Genomic DNA, 17,151 nt, shown 5'->3' on the forward strand with positions numbered 1-17,151 from the left:
TCCATAACGGCCTTTCTATTTTCCGAAGTTCGGAGCCTGGCTGAGCATGAACCACAATACTAAGATCGACTTCATCTACTTGTCCGAACAGGACATGATCCGCGCCGGCGTTACCGACATGCTCGGTTGCGTCAATACCATGGAAGAGATGTTTGGCCTGTTGTACCACGGTGATTACCGCATGGCCGGGCCGAATAACGATTCCCACGGCGCGATGGTCATCTTTCCCGAGAATTCGCCATTCCCCAACATGCCCAAGCCCACCGCCGACCGGCGCATGATGGCCATGCCGGCGTACCTGGGTGGCAACTTCTGCACCGCCGGGGTGAAGTGGTATGGCTCGAACATCGCCAACCGCGAAAAAGGCCTGCCGCGCTCGATTCTGATGTTCACCCTCAACGACCCGGACACCGGCGCGCCGCTGGCGCACATGTCGGCCAACCTGCTGTCGGCCTACCGCACCGGCGCCATTCCGGGTGTCGGTGCGCGGCATCTGGCGCGCAAGGACTCGCGCGTCATCGGCCTGCTCGGCCCAGGGGTGATGGGCAAGACCACCGTGGCTGCGTTCATGGCCGTGTGCCCGAACATCGACACGCTGAAGATCAAGGGCCGCGGCGCGCACAACCTGAACAACTTCGTCGAGTGGGTCAGGCAGACGTACCCGCAGATCACCACCGTCACGGTGGTCGACAGCATCGAGGCAGTGGTGCGCGATTCCGACCTGGTGACATTCTGCAACTCGTGCGCCACCGGTGACGTCAGCCAATACCCGATGATCGAGCGTGCCTGGGTCAAACCCGGCGCCTTCCTGGCCATGCCCGCCGCTACCAACATGGACGAGGGCATGGAGCAGGACGACGTGCGCAAGGTGGTCGACAACACCGGCCTGTACCAGGCCTGGCATGAAGAACTGCCCAAACCCGGCCATCAGCATGTGCCGCTGCTGGGGGTGCGTTTTCTCGACATGATCGATGAAGGCAAGTTGCGCCTCGAGCAAATCGAAGACCTCGGCAAGATCATTGCCGGTGAAGCACCTGCGCGCACTAACGATGAAGAAATCATCGTCCTGTCGGTCGGCGGCATGCCGGTCGAAGATGTCGCCTGGGGCACCGTCATCTATCGCAATGCGGTGGCGCAGAACATTGGCGTGAAGTTGAACTTGTGGGACGTGCCGGCGCTGAGCTGAGTGCGACATTGATCAAGGAGTTATTTCGTGACTGACATCATCAAAGTTAAAACCGGTTCCAAGTACGAAGAGATGGGAAGTTACTCGCGACTGGTCGCGGTGGACAATTGGATTCATGTGTCCAATACCGCTGGCCGTCATCCGCAGACCAAGGAAATCTCCGACGACCTGATCGAGCAGACCCACCAGGTGTTCGCCAATATCGAAGCGGCACTGGCCGCAGTCGATGCCAGCCTGGCCGATGTGGTGTGTTCGCGGGTATTCATCCAGAACCCGGCGGATGTGGCCCAGGTGATGGGCGTGGTCGGTGAGAAATTCCGCGGCATCGATCCGGCCAGCACGGTGACCTGCCCGCCGCTGGGTTCGACCGTCTACAAAGTCGAGCTGGAAGTCACCGCCTACCGCGGTGCCGGGCGCGCCAACGTCACCCGCATCAACCTGGGCCAGTAAGACTGGTCCGGCGTCTTTTCTTCCCCTGCATCGAGTTCAGTCCATGGCACCGACCATCGCCCCCGTAAACACCTCCCAACAGCTGCCGCGCGAGACTACGGTGGTGATCATCGGCGGCGGCATCATCGGGCTGACCGCAGCTTTGGCGCTGAGCGAGCGCGGTATCCCGGTGCTGGTGCTGGAAAAGGGCCGCATCGCCGCCGAGCAGTCATCGCGTAACCTGGGCTGGATTCGCAAGACCAGCCGCCACAGCCACGACATTCCCCTGGCCCAGGCGGCCGACCGGTTGTGGGCGGGGATGCCGGAGCGGGTCGGCGCTGATGTCGGCTACCGCCAGGCCGGGATCATGTTCGTCGCCCGCAACAGCGCGCAGATGGCCATGCACGAGGGCTGGATGCACAGTGTTGGCGGGCTCGATCTGGATTCGCGACTGCTCAGCCGGCGCGAGATCGAACAACTGGTGCCGGGGGGGCGCGAGCCATGGGTCGGTGGCATCTACACCGGCTCCGATGGCCGTGCCGAACCGACCCTCGCTTCCAGTGCCATTGCCGCTGCGGCCATGGCCAAGGGCGCGATCATCGTCGAACAGTGCGCGGTGCGTGCGCTGGTGCGCTCGGCGGGGCAGGTCAGTGGCGTGCTCACCGAGGTCGGCGAGGTGCGCTGCAGCCAAGTGCTTTTGGCCGGTGGGTTGTGGTCGCGGCGCTTCCTGGGCAACGAAGGCGTGAGCTTGCCGACCTTGCCGCTGATCTGCTCGGTGATGCGCACCGCGCCAATGGCCGGGCCGACCGAAATCGCCGTCGGTGCGCCGGATTTCTCGTTCCGCAAGCACAAGGAGGGCGGCTTCATCGTCACCCAGCGCGGCGCCCTGGATGCCTCGCTGACCCTCGATCACTTCCTGCTGGCGCCCAAATACATGCCCGCGCTACGTGCCCAGCGCAGTTTTCTGCGCGTAGGCGTGGGCCGCGACCTGTTCGCCGACCTGGCCCTGGCGCGGCGCTGGCGGGGCGACCAGGTGTCGCCGTTCGAGAAGGTGCGCATCAAAGACCCACAGGCCAACCCCAAACTCAACGATGAGGCCTTGCGCAACCTGCGCGCCGCCTGGCCGGTGTTCGAGCAGGCGACAGTCGAGCAGGCCTGGGCCGGCACCATCGACATCACCCCCGATTCCAACCCGGTGATCGGTCCGGTGGCGGCTATTCCGGGGCTGACCGTGGCCACCGGCTTCTCCGGCCACGGCTTCGGCACCTCACCGGCTGCCGGGCAACTGGCCGCCGACCTGGTATCCGGGCAGACGCCGATCATCGATCCTGCGCCGTATCATTTCGACCGTTTCGTCTGAACCGGCTCAGGCCTTCTGCGCGACCAGGGTGTAGCACATCGGCACTTGCCGTTCGCCACCCTGTTCGTACAGATCGTAGAGGTCCTCGCGGTTGGAGTGGGCGTACTCCGCGAAGCCGCGTAAGTGCAGTCCCGCAGCCAGAAGCCCGTTGAATAGATCACCGAGGGTGTACAGGTGCCAGTACGAGGGTAGGCCGATGGCCTGGCCTTGTCCCTCGTAGACGATGGCGCCGTCCTCGACCAGTGGTTCGCGCTGGAAGTACGAACGGGCCACCTGCCAAGGGTCGGCGGCGCTGGGTTCGAACACCTCCAGGAACGGGTGAGTTTCGTAGATCACCAGATGCCCGCCCGGCACCAGGGTGCTGGCGACATGGCGCAGGAACGCGCCCAGATCCGGCATCCAGTTGAGTACGCCGATGGTGATCAGCGCCACATCGAAGTGCTGCGTGAGCGAGGCTGGCAGGTGATGAATATCCGCTTCGATGAAGGTCGGCGCATGGGGTGACAGCGCGCTCAGTGCCTGCGCGTGCTCAAGGAACGCTGCCGACTGATCGACCCCGACCGCCTCGCGCGCACCCAGCGCGAACAGCGACAGCACCTCGCGGCCATTGTTGCAGCCCAGCTGGATAACCCGCTTGCCGCTCAGGTCGAGCTGGCTGAGCAGAGTATTGAGTGTGGCGTCGAAGCAGTTGAAGCGCTCGTTGCGCACCGCATCGCACAGCCGCTGCCAGGCGGGCGTATCGCGGTGTTGCGGGGCAGAAGCGTTCCAGGCCTCGCGGTTATGGGCAATCACATCATCGGTGCAGGGCATGGCGTCGATCACTCCTGTTGATCCGGCGTTTGGGGGACGCGCCGATGGTGGCCAGCGGACCGCATTCCTGCAAGCGCCTGGTGCTGGCATTAGTTAAGTACCCGTTCCAGTGTGAGGAGCTTGCCTAGAGTGACGCCGGCCACTTCCGGCCGTCTTTCTCTGGAGTCTTCCCGCATGGACACCCTCTATTCTTTCAGCGACAGTGATGTCACCCAAGCGTTTGAAACCTTGGCTACCACGCTGTTCGATACCACCCGTGACAGCGAGTGCGAAACTTGCCCTCCAGCGCCCAAGCTGCTGATCGTGGCCGGCGCGCAGGGCTCGGGCAAGACCTACCTGCTAGAGAACAGCCTGCTGCCCAGCGGGCGCTACGACAACTACGTGCGCCTGTACCTGCCGACGTTTCGCGAACTGCATCCGCACTACGCAGCGATGCAGGCGCACGGCACGCTGCATGTCTACGAGCACACCGAGGCGTTCGTCTGGGCACTGGGCAGGCGGGTGTTCCAGTATGCCTTCGACAATCAGTACAACATCATCATGGAAACCGCACTGGATAGCCCGCTGTTCGCGCAATTTCCACCGGCTGCGGTGGAGCAGGGCTACCAGTTCGAGGTGCACATGATCGCCTGCCAGAAAGTCTTCAGCCATTGGTCCACCCTGGACCGCTGTATCAAGAGCCTGGCCCGTGACGAGCTGGAGCGCTTCGTGCCGCTGTCGAGCATCGAGGCCTCACAGCTCAACGCCCGGGCCATCCTCGATGCCTTCGAAAATGCCTGCCTGCAAGTGCCCGGCTCGCAGATCACCCTTTACCACCGTGGTTTCGACACCAACCTGCAGAGCCAGCCGCTGTGCCACAGTCGCTGCGTCAACCCCAGCGAACTGCTGCCGCAAGCCGATTACCAGGGCGTGCCATTCATCACCCTGCCGCAGCTCAACCCGTCCTTCGAGATTCGTCGCGACCCACAGGCCAATGCGCCGTGCAGCTATCTGCAATATGCCCAGGTGGTGCATGCCGGCATCATCGAGGCGGCGCAGCGCCAGCACTTGGTGCAGGCCTGCTGCAACAGCCTGGCGCGTGCCCAGGCGCAGATGCCCAAGGTGCCGGCGTCGGTGTTTCGTGAGCTGAGCCTGTACGTGCTCACCTACGTGTATCCCTGAGCGATCTGCAATCGAGGTCACGGGCAGATGGCGAGGCGGGTGCCCAGACGCTGTGGCTCGCCATCTGCGTTAACATTTCTCTGAACACCCCATCGCCATGCCCGGTCACAACCTCCACGTACCTGTCTTACACACACCGCACACGCAGCTACCGAGGATCTGGGCCATGACCATCACCGTAGGCGACTTCCTGATCGAGCGACTCACCCAGTGGGGTGTCACGCGCATCTTTGGCTACCCGGGCGACGGCATCAACGGGGTGTTCGGCGCCATGCGTCGGGCGCCGGGAAAGATCGAGTTCGTGCAATGCCGGCATGAAGAAATGGCCGCGTTCATGGCCAGCGCCCATGCCAAGTTCACCGGCGAGCTGGGGGTGTGCATCGCCACCTCCGGGCCAGGGGCTTCGCACCTGCTGACCGGCCTGTACGACGCGCGCATGGACCACATGCCGGTGCTGGCGATTGCCGGGCAGCAAGCGCGCACCGCCATCGGCGGTCATTACCAGCAAGAGCTGGACCTGCTGTCGATGTTCAAGGATGTCTCCGGGGCCTTCGTGCAACAGGCGTCCGAGGTGTCGCAGGTGCGCCACCTGCTCGATCGCGCGGTGCGCATCGCCATTGGCGAGCGCCGCGTCACCACCTTGATTTTGCCCAACGACCTGCAAGACCTGCCCTACGAAGAACCCGCCCGCGCCCACGGCACGGTGCATTCCGGGGTGGGTTACAGCCGGCCGAAAACCGTGCCCTACGAGCACGACCTGGAGCGCGCCGCGCAGGTGCTCAACGAGGGTAAGCGGGTGGCGATTCTGGTCGGTGCCGGGGCCTTGGGCGCCAGCGAGCAGGTGCGCGCCATCGCCGAAAAGCTTGGCGCCGGCGTGGCCAAGGCGTTGCTGGGCAAGGCAGTGCTGCCCGATGACCTGCCGTGGGTCACCGGCAGCATCGGGCTGCTCGGTACCGAGCCGAGCTACCAGTTGATGGAGGAGTGCGACACCCTGCTGATGATCGGCTCGGGCTTCCCCTACGCCGAATTCCTGCCCAAGGAAGGCCAGGCCCGCGGCGTACAGATCGACATCAGCCCGGGCATGCTCAGCCTGCGTTACCCGATGGAGGTGTGCCTGGCCGGTGATGCCGCCGATACCTTGAGCGCCTTGCTGCCGCTGATCGAGCGCAAGGCCGAGCGCAAGTGGCAGCAGAAGGTCGAACGCTGGCATGCGGCCTGGGACAAGAAACTGAACAAGCGTGCCCTGACCAGCGCTGACCCGATCAACCCGCAACGCGTGGTGCACGAGTTGTCGGCGCAGTTGCCGGACGCCTCGATCATCACCAGCGACTCAGGCTCGTGCGCCAACTGGTTCGCCCGCGACCTGAAAATCCGCGAAGGCATGATGTGCTCGTTGTCGGGAGGTCTGGCCTCGATGGGCGCTGCAGTGCCCTATGCCATCGCCGCCAAGTTCGCCCATCCCGAGCGGCCGGTGATCGCCCTGGTCGGTGACGGCGCCATGCAGATGAACAACCTCGCCGAGCTGATCACCGTCGCCAAGTACTGGCAGCGCTGGGGCAATGGCCGCTGGATCTGCGCGGTGTTCAACAACGAAGACCTTAATCAGGTGACCTGGGAGCAGCGGGTGATGGAGGGCGATCCGAAGTTCTCCGCTTCCCAGGACATCCCCGATGTGCCGTATCACCTATTCGCCATTTCCATTGGCCTGAAGGGCATTTTCGTCGACCGCGAAGAAGACGTTGCCGCAGCCTGGGAAAAAGCGCTGGCCAGCGATGTGCCGGTGTTGATCGAGTTCAAGACCGATCCCAACGTCGCGCCGTTGCCGCCGCACATCAAATTGGAACAGGCGAAAAAACTCACCTCGACCCTGCTCAAGGGCGACCCGAACGAAGCGGGGATCATCAAGCAGACGGCCAAGCAGTTGCTGAGCAGTGTGCTGCCGGGCAAAAAGGGCGACTGAAAGCGGTTGAGCCCGTCGGCGCAAGGCTGACGGGCTCAGGCAGGCTGTCAGGCTGACTGCAGGAACCTGTCAAGCACCGGCAGCAGCCACGGCGCCTGGGTTTCATGGACCGAGTGGTCGGCGTAGGGCAGGTTCAGCAGGCGAGCGCCCGGCACCCTGTCTGCCAGTTCCACCGCGTTGCTGCGTGACACCAGATGATCGTCGTCACCGCGTACCACCAGCAGTTCTGCGGTGATGTCACGCACCGTTTCGCCTGGGTAGCCGGTGTCGCTCTCGTCCAGCCACATCGCCTTTACTGCCTCCATGAGCCTGTCGAAGCCTGGCTGGGGATTCGTCGCCTCATAGCGCTCCACCTCCGCGGTGAACATCTGGCGCCAGCGCTCGGCAGTGATCCCGGCGTACATTCCCCGCACAGGGTCATCAGCGTGCAGTGTCCAGTGCGCGCCAAGGGTCACCAGTTTGTCGACCTGCACGGCCCGAGCGGCCGCCAGACGCAAGCCAACGATCCCGCCGTCGCTGTGGCCGATGACACTGACGCGGCGCAGGTGCAGATGGTCGATCAGCGCTTCGACGTCGTGCTGCAGGCGTTGATAGGTGAGGGCGGCTGAGCCCAGCGTGGACTTGCCATGTCCACGGCTGTCGACGCTGATCAGGCGGTACTGTTGGCTCAAGTGCGGGGTGAGCGCAGTGAAGCTATCCAGAGTGCCCATTCCGCCGTGCAGCAGGAGCACGGTGGGGCCGTGGGGGTTACCCTGTTGCTCGTAATAGATACGTGCATCTCCGATCTGCAGAGAGTTGCCGTCGTGGTGATTGAAGCGCGTCATGGGTTTCATCCTTTCCCGCGAGCTGTGGCGTTATGCGCGGTGCATTTTACTGCGCAGCCGTTGCTGCGTGTGGTTTGATGCCTGGGCAGTGCCATTTGAGTTACCGTCTGTGCCTTGTTCCCCGCGGTGACGATTTTCAGAATGAATGCCCCGCAATTACCCAGGCGCCGACCACTGTTTCGCCGACTGATAGCCCTGCAACTGCTGGCCGCCATGGCTACATGCGCCCAGGCCGATAATAGTTACACAGTGGATTGGGTGCAGGGTGGCTCTCCCGGTCTGCGGGTCACGATGACGCTGGACCCCGAATACAACTTCGAACTGCGCAAGCTCGAGGCACGTGGCGTCTATTGGAGCCTCGCCGCGCAAGTGCGCGCGCCGGTCTGTGACGGTGGCTTTGCGCTGGCTCAGGATGAGCATGGCTACTGGCTGGCACCTCCTGGCTGCCGTCAGGTCAGCTGGACGGTGGACACGCCGGTCGTGCAGGACGGTGAATTCGATGTTTCCAGCCAGGCCAGCAGGCTGTTGCTGAAGGCTGAGTGGGCGTTGCTTTCCGAGCCCAGCTCACTGTTGCGCCTGGTCAACGGCAGTACCGGGCACGACACCTTGCGGGCGGGTGATGCGCACACGTCGGTGCTGGGCGCCACACCTGCTGCGCAGGGGCACTGGCAGCTTCCGGCCAGCGACAGCGCACCGGAGTTCTTCATCGTCGGAACGCCGCGCATCGAACCTCGGCAGGTCGGTGACTTCTCGGTACGCTATGTGGCCGATGACTGGCCACGGGTCGGCAGGCTCGAGTTGTTGAGCGCGCATGAGAAGGCCCTGCGCTACCTCGGCGAGGTGGTCTATGGCGCAGCTGAAGTGCCTGAGAACGCGCGTTCATTGATGGTGGTCTGGGTGGGTATCGATGCGCAGCATGGGCGTGCCGGTGGGGCAGCCGGAGAGCGGAGTTTTCTGGCCAACTACGTGATTGGCGATGCGGCCAACGCGCGTCACCATCGCGCCGCGACCTTCATGATTCTGGCCCATGAACAGTTCCATCAACTGGCCAATGCACGGCGCGGCCAACTACCTGCGTTGCCTGCGTGGGTCAATGAGAGCCTCGCTCAATACTATGGATTGCGTGCCATGCACCGGGCTATCGATGATGAGGTGGCGGTGGCCAGGCTGACCCAGCGCTTCATTGCGCCGAGCAGGCCAGTTGAGCACCGTTTTGCCGAGATTGAAGCGCTGTTTGCCAGTGACCGGCCACGGGCTCTGGAGTTGGCCTATCACCAGGGGGCAGCGTTCTGGTCTGAGCTGGATCGCACCCTGCAGATGGTTTCAGGCGGCAAGACCACCCTCGACCAGTACATCCCGGGGCTGCTGCAGATGACGTTTCCGGAGGACGGCAGATTGCCTGACGCCTTTCTTGCGCAGTTGCGCGAGTGGAAAGATCCACGCGTGGAGCACGTGATAAGCGACTATTTGTAGGAGCGGCTTCAGCCGCGATGGCCTGCCAAGCAGCCCCAACCCAGGCGGCCGGGATATGCCTGCCAGAATAGCGTAACGGCCGTTGGGGCCGCTTTGCGGCCCATCGCGAGTGAACTCGCTCCTACTCGGCCTTAGCGGCGGCGGAACAGTGGCAGCGGCTGATCGGTGGCGCCTTGATAGGTTACCGAGAAGTCCTTCAGCCCCTCCAGTGCATCGACCGGGTCTTTGTCGGCGCGAATGGCGAACGCATCGAAACCGCAGCGGGCCATGTAGAACAACTGGTCGCGCAGCACATCGCCGATGGCGCGCAGCTCGCCGGTGAACTTGTAGCGGTCACGCAGCAGGCGCGCGTTGGAGTAGTTGCGCCCGTCGGTGAAGGCCGGGAAGTTCAGGGCGATCACCTGGAAGTCGGCGACGTGCTCACCGATTTCCTCGGCCTCTTCGTCGGCATCCAGCCACACACCCAAGCCGCCGTCACGGGCCTTGAGGGCATGGCCATGGTCGCGCCACATCTGCAACGGCACGATGTAGTCATCGCAGTTGCTCAGTTCATCGAACGAAGCGTCCTTGGGTAGCAGGTGCCAGGTTTCATCGATGATCTGCTGGTTCTTAATGATTCGCTGCATAGACGCGCTCCTTGAAGGGGTCGATCCCGATCCGCTGGTAGGTGTCGATGAAGCGTTCGTCTTCGGTGCGTTTCTCGACGTAGACATCGATCAGCTTGCCGATCACCTCGGCCATCTGCTCCTGGGCGAACGAGGGGCCAAGGATCTTGCCCAGGCTGGCGTCGCGCGAAGCACTGCCGCCCAGCGACACCTGATAGAACTCTTCGCCCTTCTTGTCGACGCCAAGAATGCCGATGTGCCCGACGTGGTGGTGACCACAGGCGTTCATGCAGCCGGAGATGTTCAGGTCGAGCTCACCGATGTCGAACAGGTAGTCGAGGTCATCGAAGCGGCGCTGGATGGATTCGGCGATCGGGATCGACTTGGCGTTGGCCAGCGAGCAGTAATCGCCGCCAGGGCAGCAGATGATGTCGGTCAGCAGGCCGATGTTCGGCGTGGCGAAGCCGCTCTCGCGCAGTTCCTGCCACAACGTGTGCAACTGACGCTGCTCGACGTCGGCGAGGATGATGTTCTGCTCGTGCGAAGTGCGCAGGAAGCCGAAGCTGTAGCGCTCGGCCAGATCGGCCACGGCATCGAGCTGCTTGTCGGTCAGATCGCCCGGGGCGATGCCGGTGGGCTTGAGCGACAGGGTCACGGCCACGTAACCGGGGCGCTTGTGCGCACGGGTGTTGCGCGAACGCCAGCGGGCAAAGCCTGGGAAGTCCTGGTCGAGGGCGCTGTAGTCGACGTTGTCCAGGGCCTGGTAGGCCGGGTCGACGAAGTGCCGCGAGACGCGCTCGACTTCAGCCTCGGTCAGGGTGCTGTCACCGCCGCGCAGGTGGACCATTTCGGCCTCGACTTTCTCGGCGAAGACTTCCGGGGTCAGTGCCTTGACCAGAATCTTGATCCGCGCCTTGTACTTGTTGTCACGGCGGCCGTAACGGTTGTACACGCGCAGGATGGCGTCGAGGTAGCTGATCAGGTCTTGCCAGGGCAGGAACTCGTTGATGAACGAACCCACCACCGGGGTACGGCCCAGGCCACCACCGACCAGCACCCGGAAGCCCAGTTCGCCGGCTTCGTTGCGCACCGGCTCCAGGCCGATGTCGTGCACTTCGATGGCTGCGCGGTCGTCTTTCGAGCCGTTGATGGCGATCTTGAACTTGCGCGGCAGGTAGGCGAACTCGGGGTGGAAGGTGGTCCACTGACGGACGATTTCGCACCATGGACGCGGGTCGACCAGCTCGTCGGCAGCGACGCCGGCAAATTGGTCGGTGGTGGTGTTGCGCAGGCAGTTGCCGCTGGTCTGGATGGCGTGCATCTGCACGGTGGCCAGTTCGGCGAGGATGTCCGGAATGTCTTCCAGGGCCGGCCAGTTGTACTGCACGTTCTGCCGGGTACTGATGTGGGCATAGCCCTTGTCGTAGTCGCGGGCGATCTTGGCCAGGGTACGAACCTGGGTGGCGTTCAGCTGGCCGTAAGGCACAGCGACACGCAGCATCGGCGCGAAACGTTGGATGTACAGGCCGTTCTGCAGACGCAGAGGGCGGAATTCTTCTTCGCTCAGTTCCCCGGCCAGATAGCGGCGGGTCTGATCACGGAACTGCTTGACGCGGTCCTCGATGATCCGCTGATCGTACTCGTCGTATACGTACATAAAAGTCCTGTCTCAGGCTGCATGCAGCTATTCGCGCGCACGGCCGCGCACTCCGTCTCGGAGCCGGGGAAATGTATCAGGTTGCGTTTATGCGCTAAAGTGATGTTTTTGCATATGCAAATAACCAGTCGAACTAAACGAGACTGACTGTTATTTGTGTCTTGCGCCAGTAGGTCTATAATCCGGCGTTTGCTCTGCAGGAATGTATCTCGATGCTCAAGGCCCTCGGCCTGTGGCTTGGCGTGTTGTTCCCCGTTGTCGCCCAAGGAGCGTCGGTGGTGTTCCTCAACCCTGGCCACGGCAAGGAAGACTACTGGGTGCGCTACGCGGCCTTCATGCAGGCCGCGGCAGATGAGCTGGGCATGCATCTGCGCGTCGAGTACAGCGACCGCGAGGTCGCGACCACGCGTGATCAGGCGCGTCAGGTGCTGGAATCTGCCGACAAGCCCGATTATCTGGTGATGGTCAACGAGCAGTACGTAGCGCCGCAGATCCTGCGTTTGGCACACGACAGCGGGGTCAAGATGTTCCTGGTCAACAACCCGCTGACCCCTGCGCAAACCCACACCATCGACGCCCAGCCGCAGGTCTATGCGCCGGTGCTCGGCACCTTGACCGTCAACGACGAGCAGGCCGGTTTCCAGATGCTTCACGGCTTGCTGGCGAAACTGCCGGCCAGTAATGGCACCATTGACCTGCTGGCCTTTTCGGCGGTGAAGAACACGCCCGCCTCGCAAGCACGTGAGGATGGCATGCGCCGGGCCTTGGCCGACTACCCGCAGGTGCGCCTGCGCCAGGTCGTGTACGGTGGCTGGAGCCGGCAACGCGCCTACGAGCAGGCGCAGGTGCTGGTGCAGCGTTATCCGGATGCACGCCTGGTCTGGTGCGCCAACGACGAAATGGCCTTCGGTGCCATGCAAGCCTTCGCTGAGGCTGGGCGCGAGCCGGGGCGCGATGTGCTGTTCAGTGCGGTCAATGCCTCCCCGCAAGCCTTGCAGGCGCGTATCGACGGCCGCCTCAGCGTGCTGGTCGGCGGCCACTTCACCGTCGGTGGCTGGGCCATGGTGATGCTGCATGACGACGCCCATGGCGTGCCGGTGGATCGCGACGGACAGCGCGAGCACACCGTGCCGGCCCTGCAACTGATCGATGCCGCCGGTGCGCAGCGCTGGTTGCAGCGGCTGCGACGGCCCGACCTGGGGGTACGTTTTCGCCCCCTCAGCGCCGAAGGGAGAGGGCCAGACTATCGCTATCCGTTTCTGCAACCGCCGCAGCTCTGATCCCGATCCTGGCCGCGTCTCATTTCCCGAGGACTCGCCCCATGTCCACAGTGTTTGCCACCCCTCCCGCAGAGCCAACGCACACTGCTGGCGATCCATCAGTGACGGTGCATGCGCAAGGCTTCGAGCCGATCCTGATGAACGCTGACGAGCGACTCGCCAGCGATTTGGCGCACGCTGCGCACCGGATGCAGTCAAGGCACATATCCTGGCGATCAAGCAGGCGTTGGTCGAACTCCGGGCGGTGAACAATCCGCCGCAGTTCGACCCGAACACGCTGCGTATCAACTTCCCCGACGTTGCAGCGGCGACCGCATTCGTCAACTCGGATGCCGTCACACGTTTTCGCAACGATGTCCGCCACTACTTTCACTCGACCGTGGAGACCCAGTACATCCTGGTCAATGACGATATCCAGATATCACCGCACTCGGCCTTTGTGCTCGACCCGTCCATGGCGAGGCTCAGGCTCGGGCCTACATTGCCGCCGCGTTCTACATCATGCAGTGCAACAGTTCGGTCAACAATGCAGCGGTGCGTATCAACGATGTGGGCCGCCTCGACCTGCCCATGGCCATTGTGCTGAAGGACGGCGGCGCCGGTGCCGTGCTGATGCTGGGCAAGGGTCTGGCCAACCTCGACGGCTTGAACTACCTCAGCTACCTGCACGGCGAACAGAACGCCCAGACACATTTCTCGACCGGCGACGGTTGGCAGATGCTGAGTGTCGAGCAGGGCAGAGATAACCTGGGTGACCTGGCAATCGTGAGCGGGCACTTCAGCCATGTGTACGCTGACGAGGTGAATTTCATCACCCAGGTTCGTGAGCATGTCATGGAGAACCGCAGCAATGGGTTCTTGCTCGCCTTGAGCGATTCGGTTGCGCGTGATGTGGGATTGCCCAATGGCTGAGCGAACCTGTGCGGCCGGTCGGTTGGCTAAAGACCCTGCTTGAAGGAAGGGAATAGCTCGTCTTAACTGTGTACAGACACGTTCATTGCAACGACAAGAGGCCAGCAAATGGGTAATCCAAGCAAGGTCCGCAAGCCTGCCAGCAGTGTCGATACCTGGGCGATTCTGTGCCTGATCGTGCTGGTGGTGGTCACTGCCGCATATTGGGTCAGCCGCCTGTAGCATCGTCGTTATCCGGTGCTGGCATCACCGACGCCCGGCCGAGCGATCAGCCGGGCGCGTTGCCATCAGCACGGGGTGTCCGAACTGGCCGGGCGCAGCGGACTTCTGGCGATCGCCAACAGCAGTAACGATGCGCTGGCTGCAAGACCACCGGCTAACCACAGACACGCCGTCAGCCCCCAGCCATCCACTGCCTGCCCACCGGCCCAGGCGCCTAAGGCGATCCCTATGTTGAATATCCCTACATACAGGGCACTGGCTATTTCGACGGCCTGCGGTGCGGCGCGCATCATCCAGGTCATCAGGCCGACCGACACGCCGCCATAGGCCAGCCCCCAGATCAGCAACATCACGCCACCGCCAAACGGCGAGTGGCCAACGCCCAGCAGCAGCGCAGGCGTCAGCGTCAAACCCAGCGCAATGATGCCGACGCTCAGGAGCAGGTGCCGTGTGGCGCCAAGGCCTGCAAGGAAGTTGCCGAGGATGCCGGCCACGCCGTAGGCGAGCAACAGTGCGCCGACCCAGTGCCCGGCGAAACCGGACGCTTGCAGCAATGGACGGACGAAGGTGAAGGCCGCGAAGTGTCCGGCCACAAGCAGCAGGGTCAGCAGCAGCCCGAGCTGCACCCGGCGATTGCCCAACTGTTGCACGAAGGCTGCCATCGTCGCCGAGGCGCTGACCGGTAACGGCGGCAGGGCCAGCATCTGCATGGCCAATACCAAGGCACTGAATGCTGCCATGCTGGCGAATGCCCAGCGCCATCCGAGCCACTCACCGATCAATGCACCGATGGGCACCCCCAGCACCGACGCTGCCGCGACCCCACCAAAGATGATCGACGTCGCAAGACCCACCGCATCGCTGGGCACCAGTCGCGCCGCAAGCCCCCCGGCGATGGCCCAGATACCGCCCATGCACAGTCCCAACAGAACCCTGGCGGCCAGCATCCAACCCAGGGTCGGCGCGACCGCCGAGGCGCTATTGGCAACCACCAGCAGCCCCAGCAAGCCACAGAGAATCCAGCGCCGGTCCATGCCGCCACACGCCAGCACCACCAGAGGCGCGAACAACGCCGCCAGCAACGCCGGCAACGAAACCATCAGCCCAGCGCTGCCGGTGGATGTCGCCAAGGTGTCGGCAATCGGCGTCAGCAGTCCAACTGCCAGCATTTCCGTGGTCACTACCGAGAAGGTTGCCAGGCCCACGGCGAGCACCGCCGACCAACGTTGAAGCGTACCGGTGCCAGCAGGCACTGCGAGGGGGGTAGTCATGCTTTGAATCCTCCGCGCGCTGAAATCAGGCGATGTCCGGCGCTGCCAGGCGCCGTGGGCGAAGGTGTAGATACCCCGCCAGCGCGGTGATGACCACTGCTGCGCCAGCGCACACTGCAACGGCCGATCCTGCCTGTGCGCCGTTGCCATCGACCACCTGGCCCGCGGCGGCTGCGCCCAGCGCGACACCAACGTTCAGTCCCGCGAGCAACCAGGTCAGGCCTTCGGTGAGCCTGTGCTCGGGCACCAGCCGTTCGACCAGTGACATGGCCACGATCAGCGTCGGTGCGAAGAACAACCCTGCCAGCAGCACCGCCAGCGCCATTGCGCCAATGCTCTCTACCTGCGTCAGCGGCAAAGTGGCAACGGCGGTCGCCAGGGCCCCAAGCACGAGCAGCCGGGGCAACGGCGTTCGCAGTTCGAGAGTGCCGAACAACAGGCCTGCCACGCATGAGCCTACGGCGTAGGCCGACAGCACCAGGCTGGCCGCAGCCGGTTGGCCGACATGCTCGGCGAAAGCCACGCTGACGATGTCCACGCTGCCAACGATCACGCCCATGGCCATCATCAGCGCTGCGAGCAGTTGCACGCTCGGCTGGCGCAACAGCGACGTGGCGTTTTCGGAGGTTTCGACCTGCGCCTCGGGTGCTGGCGCGCTGCACGTCTGTGCCGCCAGTGCCGCGATTCCGATCACCAGCAACACGGCGGCGGCCACTGGGCCGGCTTGGGGCAGCACCGCGATGGACAACCCGACCGACAGCGGCGGCCCGATGATGAAGGTGACCTCGTCCAGCACGGCTTCCAGGGAATAGGCAGTCTGCAGGCGAGGCTGGCCGCGATACAGCGCGGTCCAGCGAGCACGCACCATGGCCGACACGCTCGGCATGCAGCCAGCCAGCACGGCGCCAAGATACAGCGGCCAGTCGACAGTCTGCCGCCACGCACCGGCCAGCAGAATAGCGAAGCCGAGCACGCTGACGGCGGTGGCCACCGGGAGTATGCGACGCTGTCCACGACGGTCGACCAGCCTGGAAATCTGCGGCGACGCCACCGCGTAACTCAACACGAACACCGCGCAGACACGCCCAGCCAGCGTGTAGCTCCCCTGTAGCTGTGCGAGCATGGTGATGATGCCGATGCCCGTCATTGGCAGGGCAAGCCGTGCCAGCAGGCCCGCCAGCGTGAAGCCCAGCGTGCCGGGCGCGGAAAAGAGCTCTTTGTAGGGGGTGAGCATGTCGGTCTCCTCGAAGCGAAAGCTTGCCCTGGGCAGGCGTGGCAGGAACAATACGTACATCGCGTATGAATATGAGCCTATATTCATACGAACTGTTTGTAAATAATCATGCGCTTCGTATGTAAGGAGTCCTGGAAATGGTTCGCCGCACCCGCGCCGAAATGGAACAGACCCGCGCCACGTTGCTGGCCACCGCACGCCAGTGCTTCAGTGAGCTGGGCTATGCGGCCACCTCGATGGATGATCTTACGGCTCGGGCGGGCTTGACCCGTGGGGCGCTGTATCACCATTTCGGCGACAAGAAGGGCTTGCTGGTCGCGGTGGTCGAGCAGCTCGATGGCGAAATGGATGCGCGCCTGCAGGCGATTTCAGAGGGCAGCGCAGACGCCTGGGAAGGTTTTCGCCAGCGCTGTCACGGGTATTTGCGCATGGCCCTGGAGCCGGAAATCCAGCGAATCGTGCTGCGTGATGCACGGGCGACGCTGGGCGGCGCCTCGCCCGATTCGCAACGCCACTGCATCGATTCGATGCAGCGGCTGATCGACAACCTCATGCAGCAACGAGTGGTCGCCCATGCCGACGCTCAGGCCCTGGCATCGCTGATCTACGGTAGCCTGGCCGAAGCGGCGTTCTGGATTGCCGAGGGCGAGGAGGGTGCCGCGCGGCTGCAGCGTTGCAGTGCTGCGCTGGACTTGCTGTTGCGCGGTTTGCTGCACCCCTCGGCGTGATCGGGGCAAGCGCTCGGCGCGGTAGGCGACGAGCGCTGG

15 protein-coding genes are annotated in these 17,151 nt (G+C 63.6%); 9 read left to right on the forward strand and 6 right to left on the reverse strand.

Annotation, left to right across the window (positions count from 1 at the left end; translation table 11 throughout):
- The first annotated feature begins 46 nt into the window (after positions 1-46).
- From LK03_RS15790 to LK03_RS15800, 3 genes are read left to right on the forward strand one after another with little or no spacing between them, the layout of a single operon-like run.
- Positions 47-1,186: a tyramine oxidase subunit B gene (locus LK03_RS15790; RefSeq protein WP_038413327.1), complete on the forward strand. Its 1,140-nt coding sequence runs from the start codon at positions 47-49 to the stop codon at positions 1,184-1,186.
- A 27-nt stretch (positions 1,187-1,213) separates the two neighbouring features.
- The gene (locus tag LK03_RS15795) at positions 1,214-1,636 is read left to right on the forward strand and encodes a RidA family protein (RefSeq protein WP_038413329.1); all 423 of its coding nucleotides are present in this window, start codon (positions 1,214-1,216) and stop codon (positions 1,634-1,636) included.
- Between the two features lie 43 nt (positions 1,637-1,679).
- A complete protein-coding gene (locus tag LK03_RS15800; RefSeq protein WP_038413331.1) occupies positions 1,680-2,975 on the forward strand; it encodes an NAD(P)/FAD-dependent oxidoreductase in 1,296 nt (431 codons plus the stop codon).
- A 6-nt stretch (positions 2,976-2,981) separates the two neighbouring features.
- Here the strand turns inward: LK03_RS15800 and LK03_RS15805 are convergent, their stop codons facing one another.
- On the reverse strand, positions 2,982-3,785 hold the full coding sequence (locus LK03_RS15805; RefSeq protein ID WP_038413332.1) for a class I SAM-dependent methyltransferase: 804 nt from the start codon (positions 3,783-3,785) through the stop codon (positions 2,982-2,984).
- A gap of 174 nt (positions 3,786-3,959) precedes the next feature.
- On the opposite strand from LK03_RS15805, the gene LK03_RS15810 reads away from it, so the two are divergent.
- Both LK03_RS15810 and LK03_RS15815 read left to right on the forward strand, forming a co-directional pair.
- Entirely contained in the window at positions 3,960-4,946 is a 987-nt protein-coding gene (locus LK03_RS15810; protein WP_038413333.1) for a zeta toxin family protein, read from the forward strand.
- 166 nt (positions 4,947-5,112) lie between these two features.
- Complete coding sequence (locus tag LK03_RS15815; RefSeq protein ID WP_038413334.1) at positions 5,113-6,906, forward strand: thiamine pyrophosphate-requiring protein; 1,794 nt, start codon at positions 5,113-5,115, stop codon at positions 6,904-6,906.
- Positions 6,907-6,953: 47 nt separating this feature from the next.
- Here the strand turns inward: LK03_RS15815 and LK03_RS15820 are convergent, their stop codons facing one another.
- Complete coding sequence (locus LK03_RS15820; protein WP_038413335.1) at positions 6,954-7,730, reverse strand: alpha/beta fold hydrolase; 777 nt, start codon at positions 7,728-7,730, stop codon at positions 6,954-6,956.
- Positions 7,731-7,844: 114 nt separating this feature from the next.
- On the opposite strand from LK03_RS15820, the gene LK03_RS15825 reads away from it, so the two are divergent.
- A complete protein-coding gene (locus LK03_RS15825) occupies positions 7,845-9,203 on the forward strand; it encodes a hypothetical protein (protein ID WP_156109544.1) in 1,359 nt (452 codons plus the stop codon).
- Positions 9,204-9,334: 131 nt separating this feature from the next.
- Here the strand turns inward: LK03_RS15825 and LK03_RS15830 are convergent, their stop codons facing one another.
- Together LK03_RS15830 and LK03_RS15835 are read right to left on the reverse strand one after the other, a co-directional pair.
- Positions 9,335-9,829: a DUF934 domain-containing protein gene (locus LK03_RS15830; protein ID WP_028696430.1), complete on the reverse strand. Its 495-nt coding sequence runs from the start codon at positions 9,827-9,829 to the stop codon at positions 9,335-9,337.
- Positions 9,813-11,465, reverse strand: a complete 1,653-nt coding sequence (locus tag LK03_RS15835) for a nitrite/sulfite reductase (protein ID WP_038413338.1) — start codon at positions 11,463-11,465, stop codon at positions 9,813-9,815. Before LK03_RS15835 ends, LK03_RS15830 begins: the two co-directional genes overlap by 17 nt.
- 212 nt (positions 11,466-11,677) lie before the next feature.
- On the opposite strand from LK03_RS15835, the gene LK03_RS15840 reads away from it, so the two are divergent.
- Both LK03_RS15840 and LK03_RS15845 read left to right on the forward strand, forming a co-directional pair.
- On the forward strand, positions 11,678-12,745 hold the full coding sequence (locus LK03_RS15840) for an ABC transporter substrate-binding protein (protein ID WP_038413339.1): 1,068 nt from the start codon (positions 11,678-11,680) through the stop codon (positions 12,743-12,745).
- Positions 12,746-13,246: 501 nt separating this feature from the next.
- On the forward strand, positions 13,247-13,657 hold the full coding sequence (locus LK03_RS15845) for a hypothetical protein (RefSeq protein ID WP_038413340.1): 411 nt from the start codon (positions 13,247-13,249) through the stop codon (positions 13,655-13,657).
- Between the two features lie 287 nt (positions 13,658-13,944).
- Here LK03_RS15845 and LK03_RS15850 read toward each other — a convergent pair whose 3' ends face one another.
- Complete coding sequence (locus LK03_RS15850; protein ID WP_049870511.1) at positions 13,945-15,150, reverse strand: MFS transporter; 1,206 nt, start codon at positions 15,148-15,150, stop codon at positions 13,945-13,947.
- Between the two features lie 25 nt (positions 15,151-15,175).
- Positions 15,176-16,384, reverse strand: a complete 1,209-nt coding sequence (locus tag LK03_RS15855; RefSeq protein ID WP_038413341.1) for an MFS transporter — start codon at positions 16,382-16,384, stop codon at positions 15,176-15,178.
- 137 nt (positions 16,385-16,521) lie between these two features.
- Between LK03_RS15855 and LK03_RS15860 the strand changes: the two genes are divergently transcribed.
- Positions 16,522-17,112 carry a TetR/AcrR family transcriptional regulator gene (locus LK03_RS15860; RefSeq protein ID WP_038413342.1) on the forward strand — a complete coding sequence of 197 codons (591 nt, stop codon included), beginning with the start codon at positions 16,522-16,524 and terminating at the stop codon, positions 17,110-17,112.
- Positions 17,113-17,151 lie beyond the last annotated feature (39 nt).

The sequence above is a fragment of the Pseudomonas cremoricolorata genome (assembly GCF_000759535.1).
GTDB classification, from domain to species: domain Bacteria; phylum Pseudomonadota; class Gammaproteobacteria; order Pseudomonadales; family Pseudomonadaceae; genus Aquipseudomonas; species Aquipseudomonas cremoricolorata_A.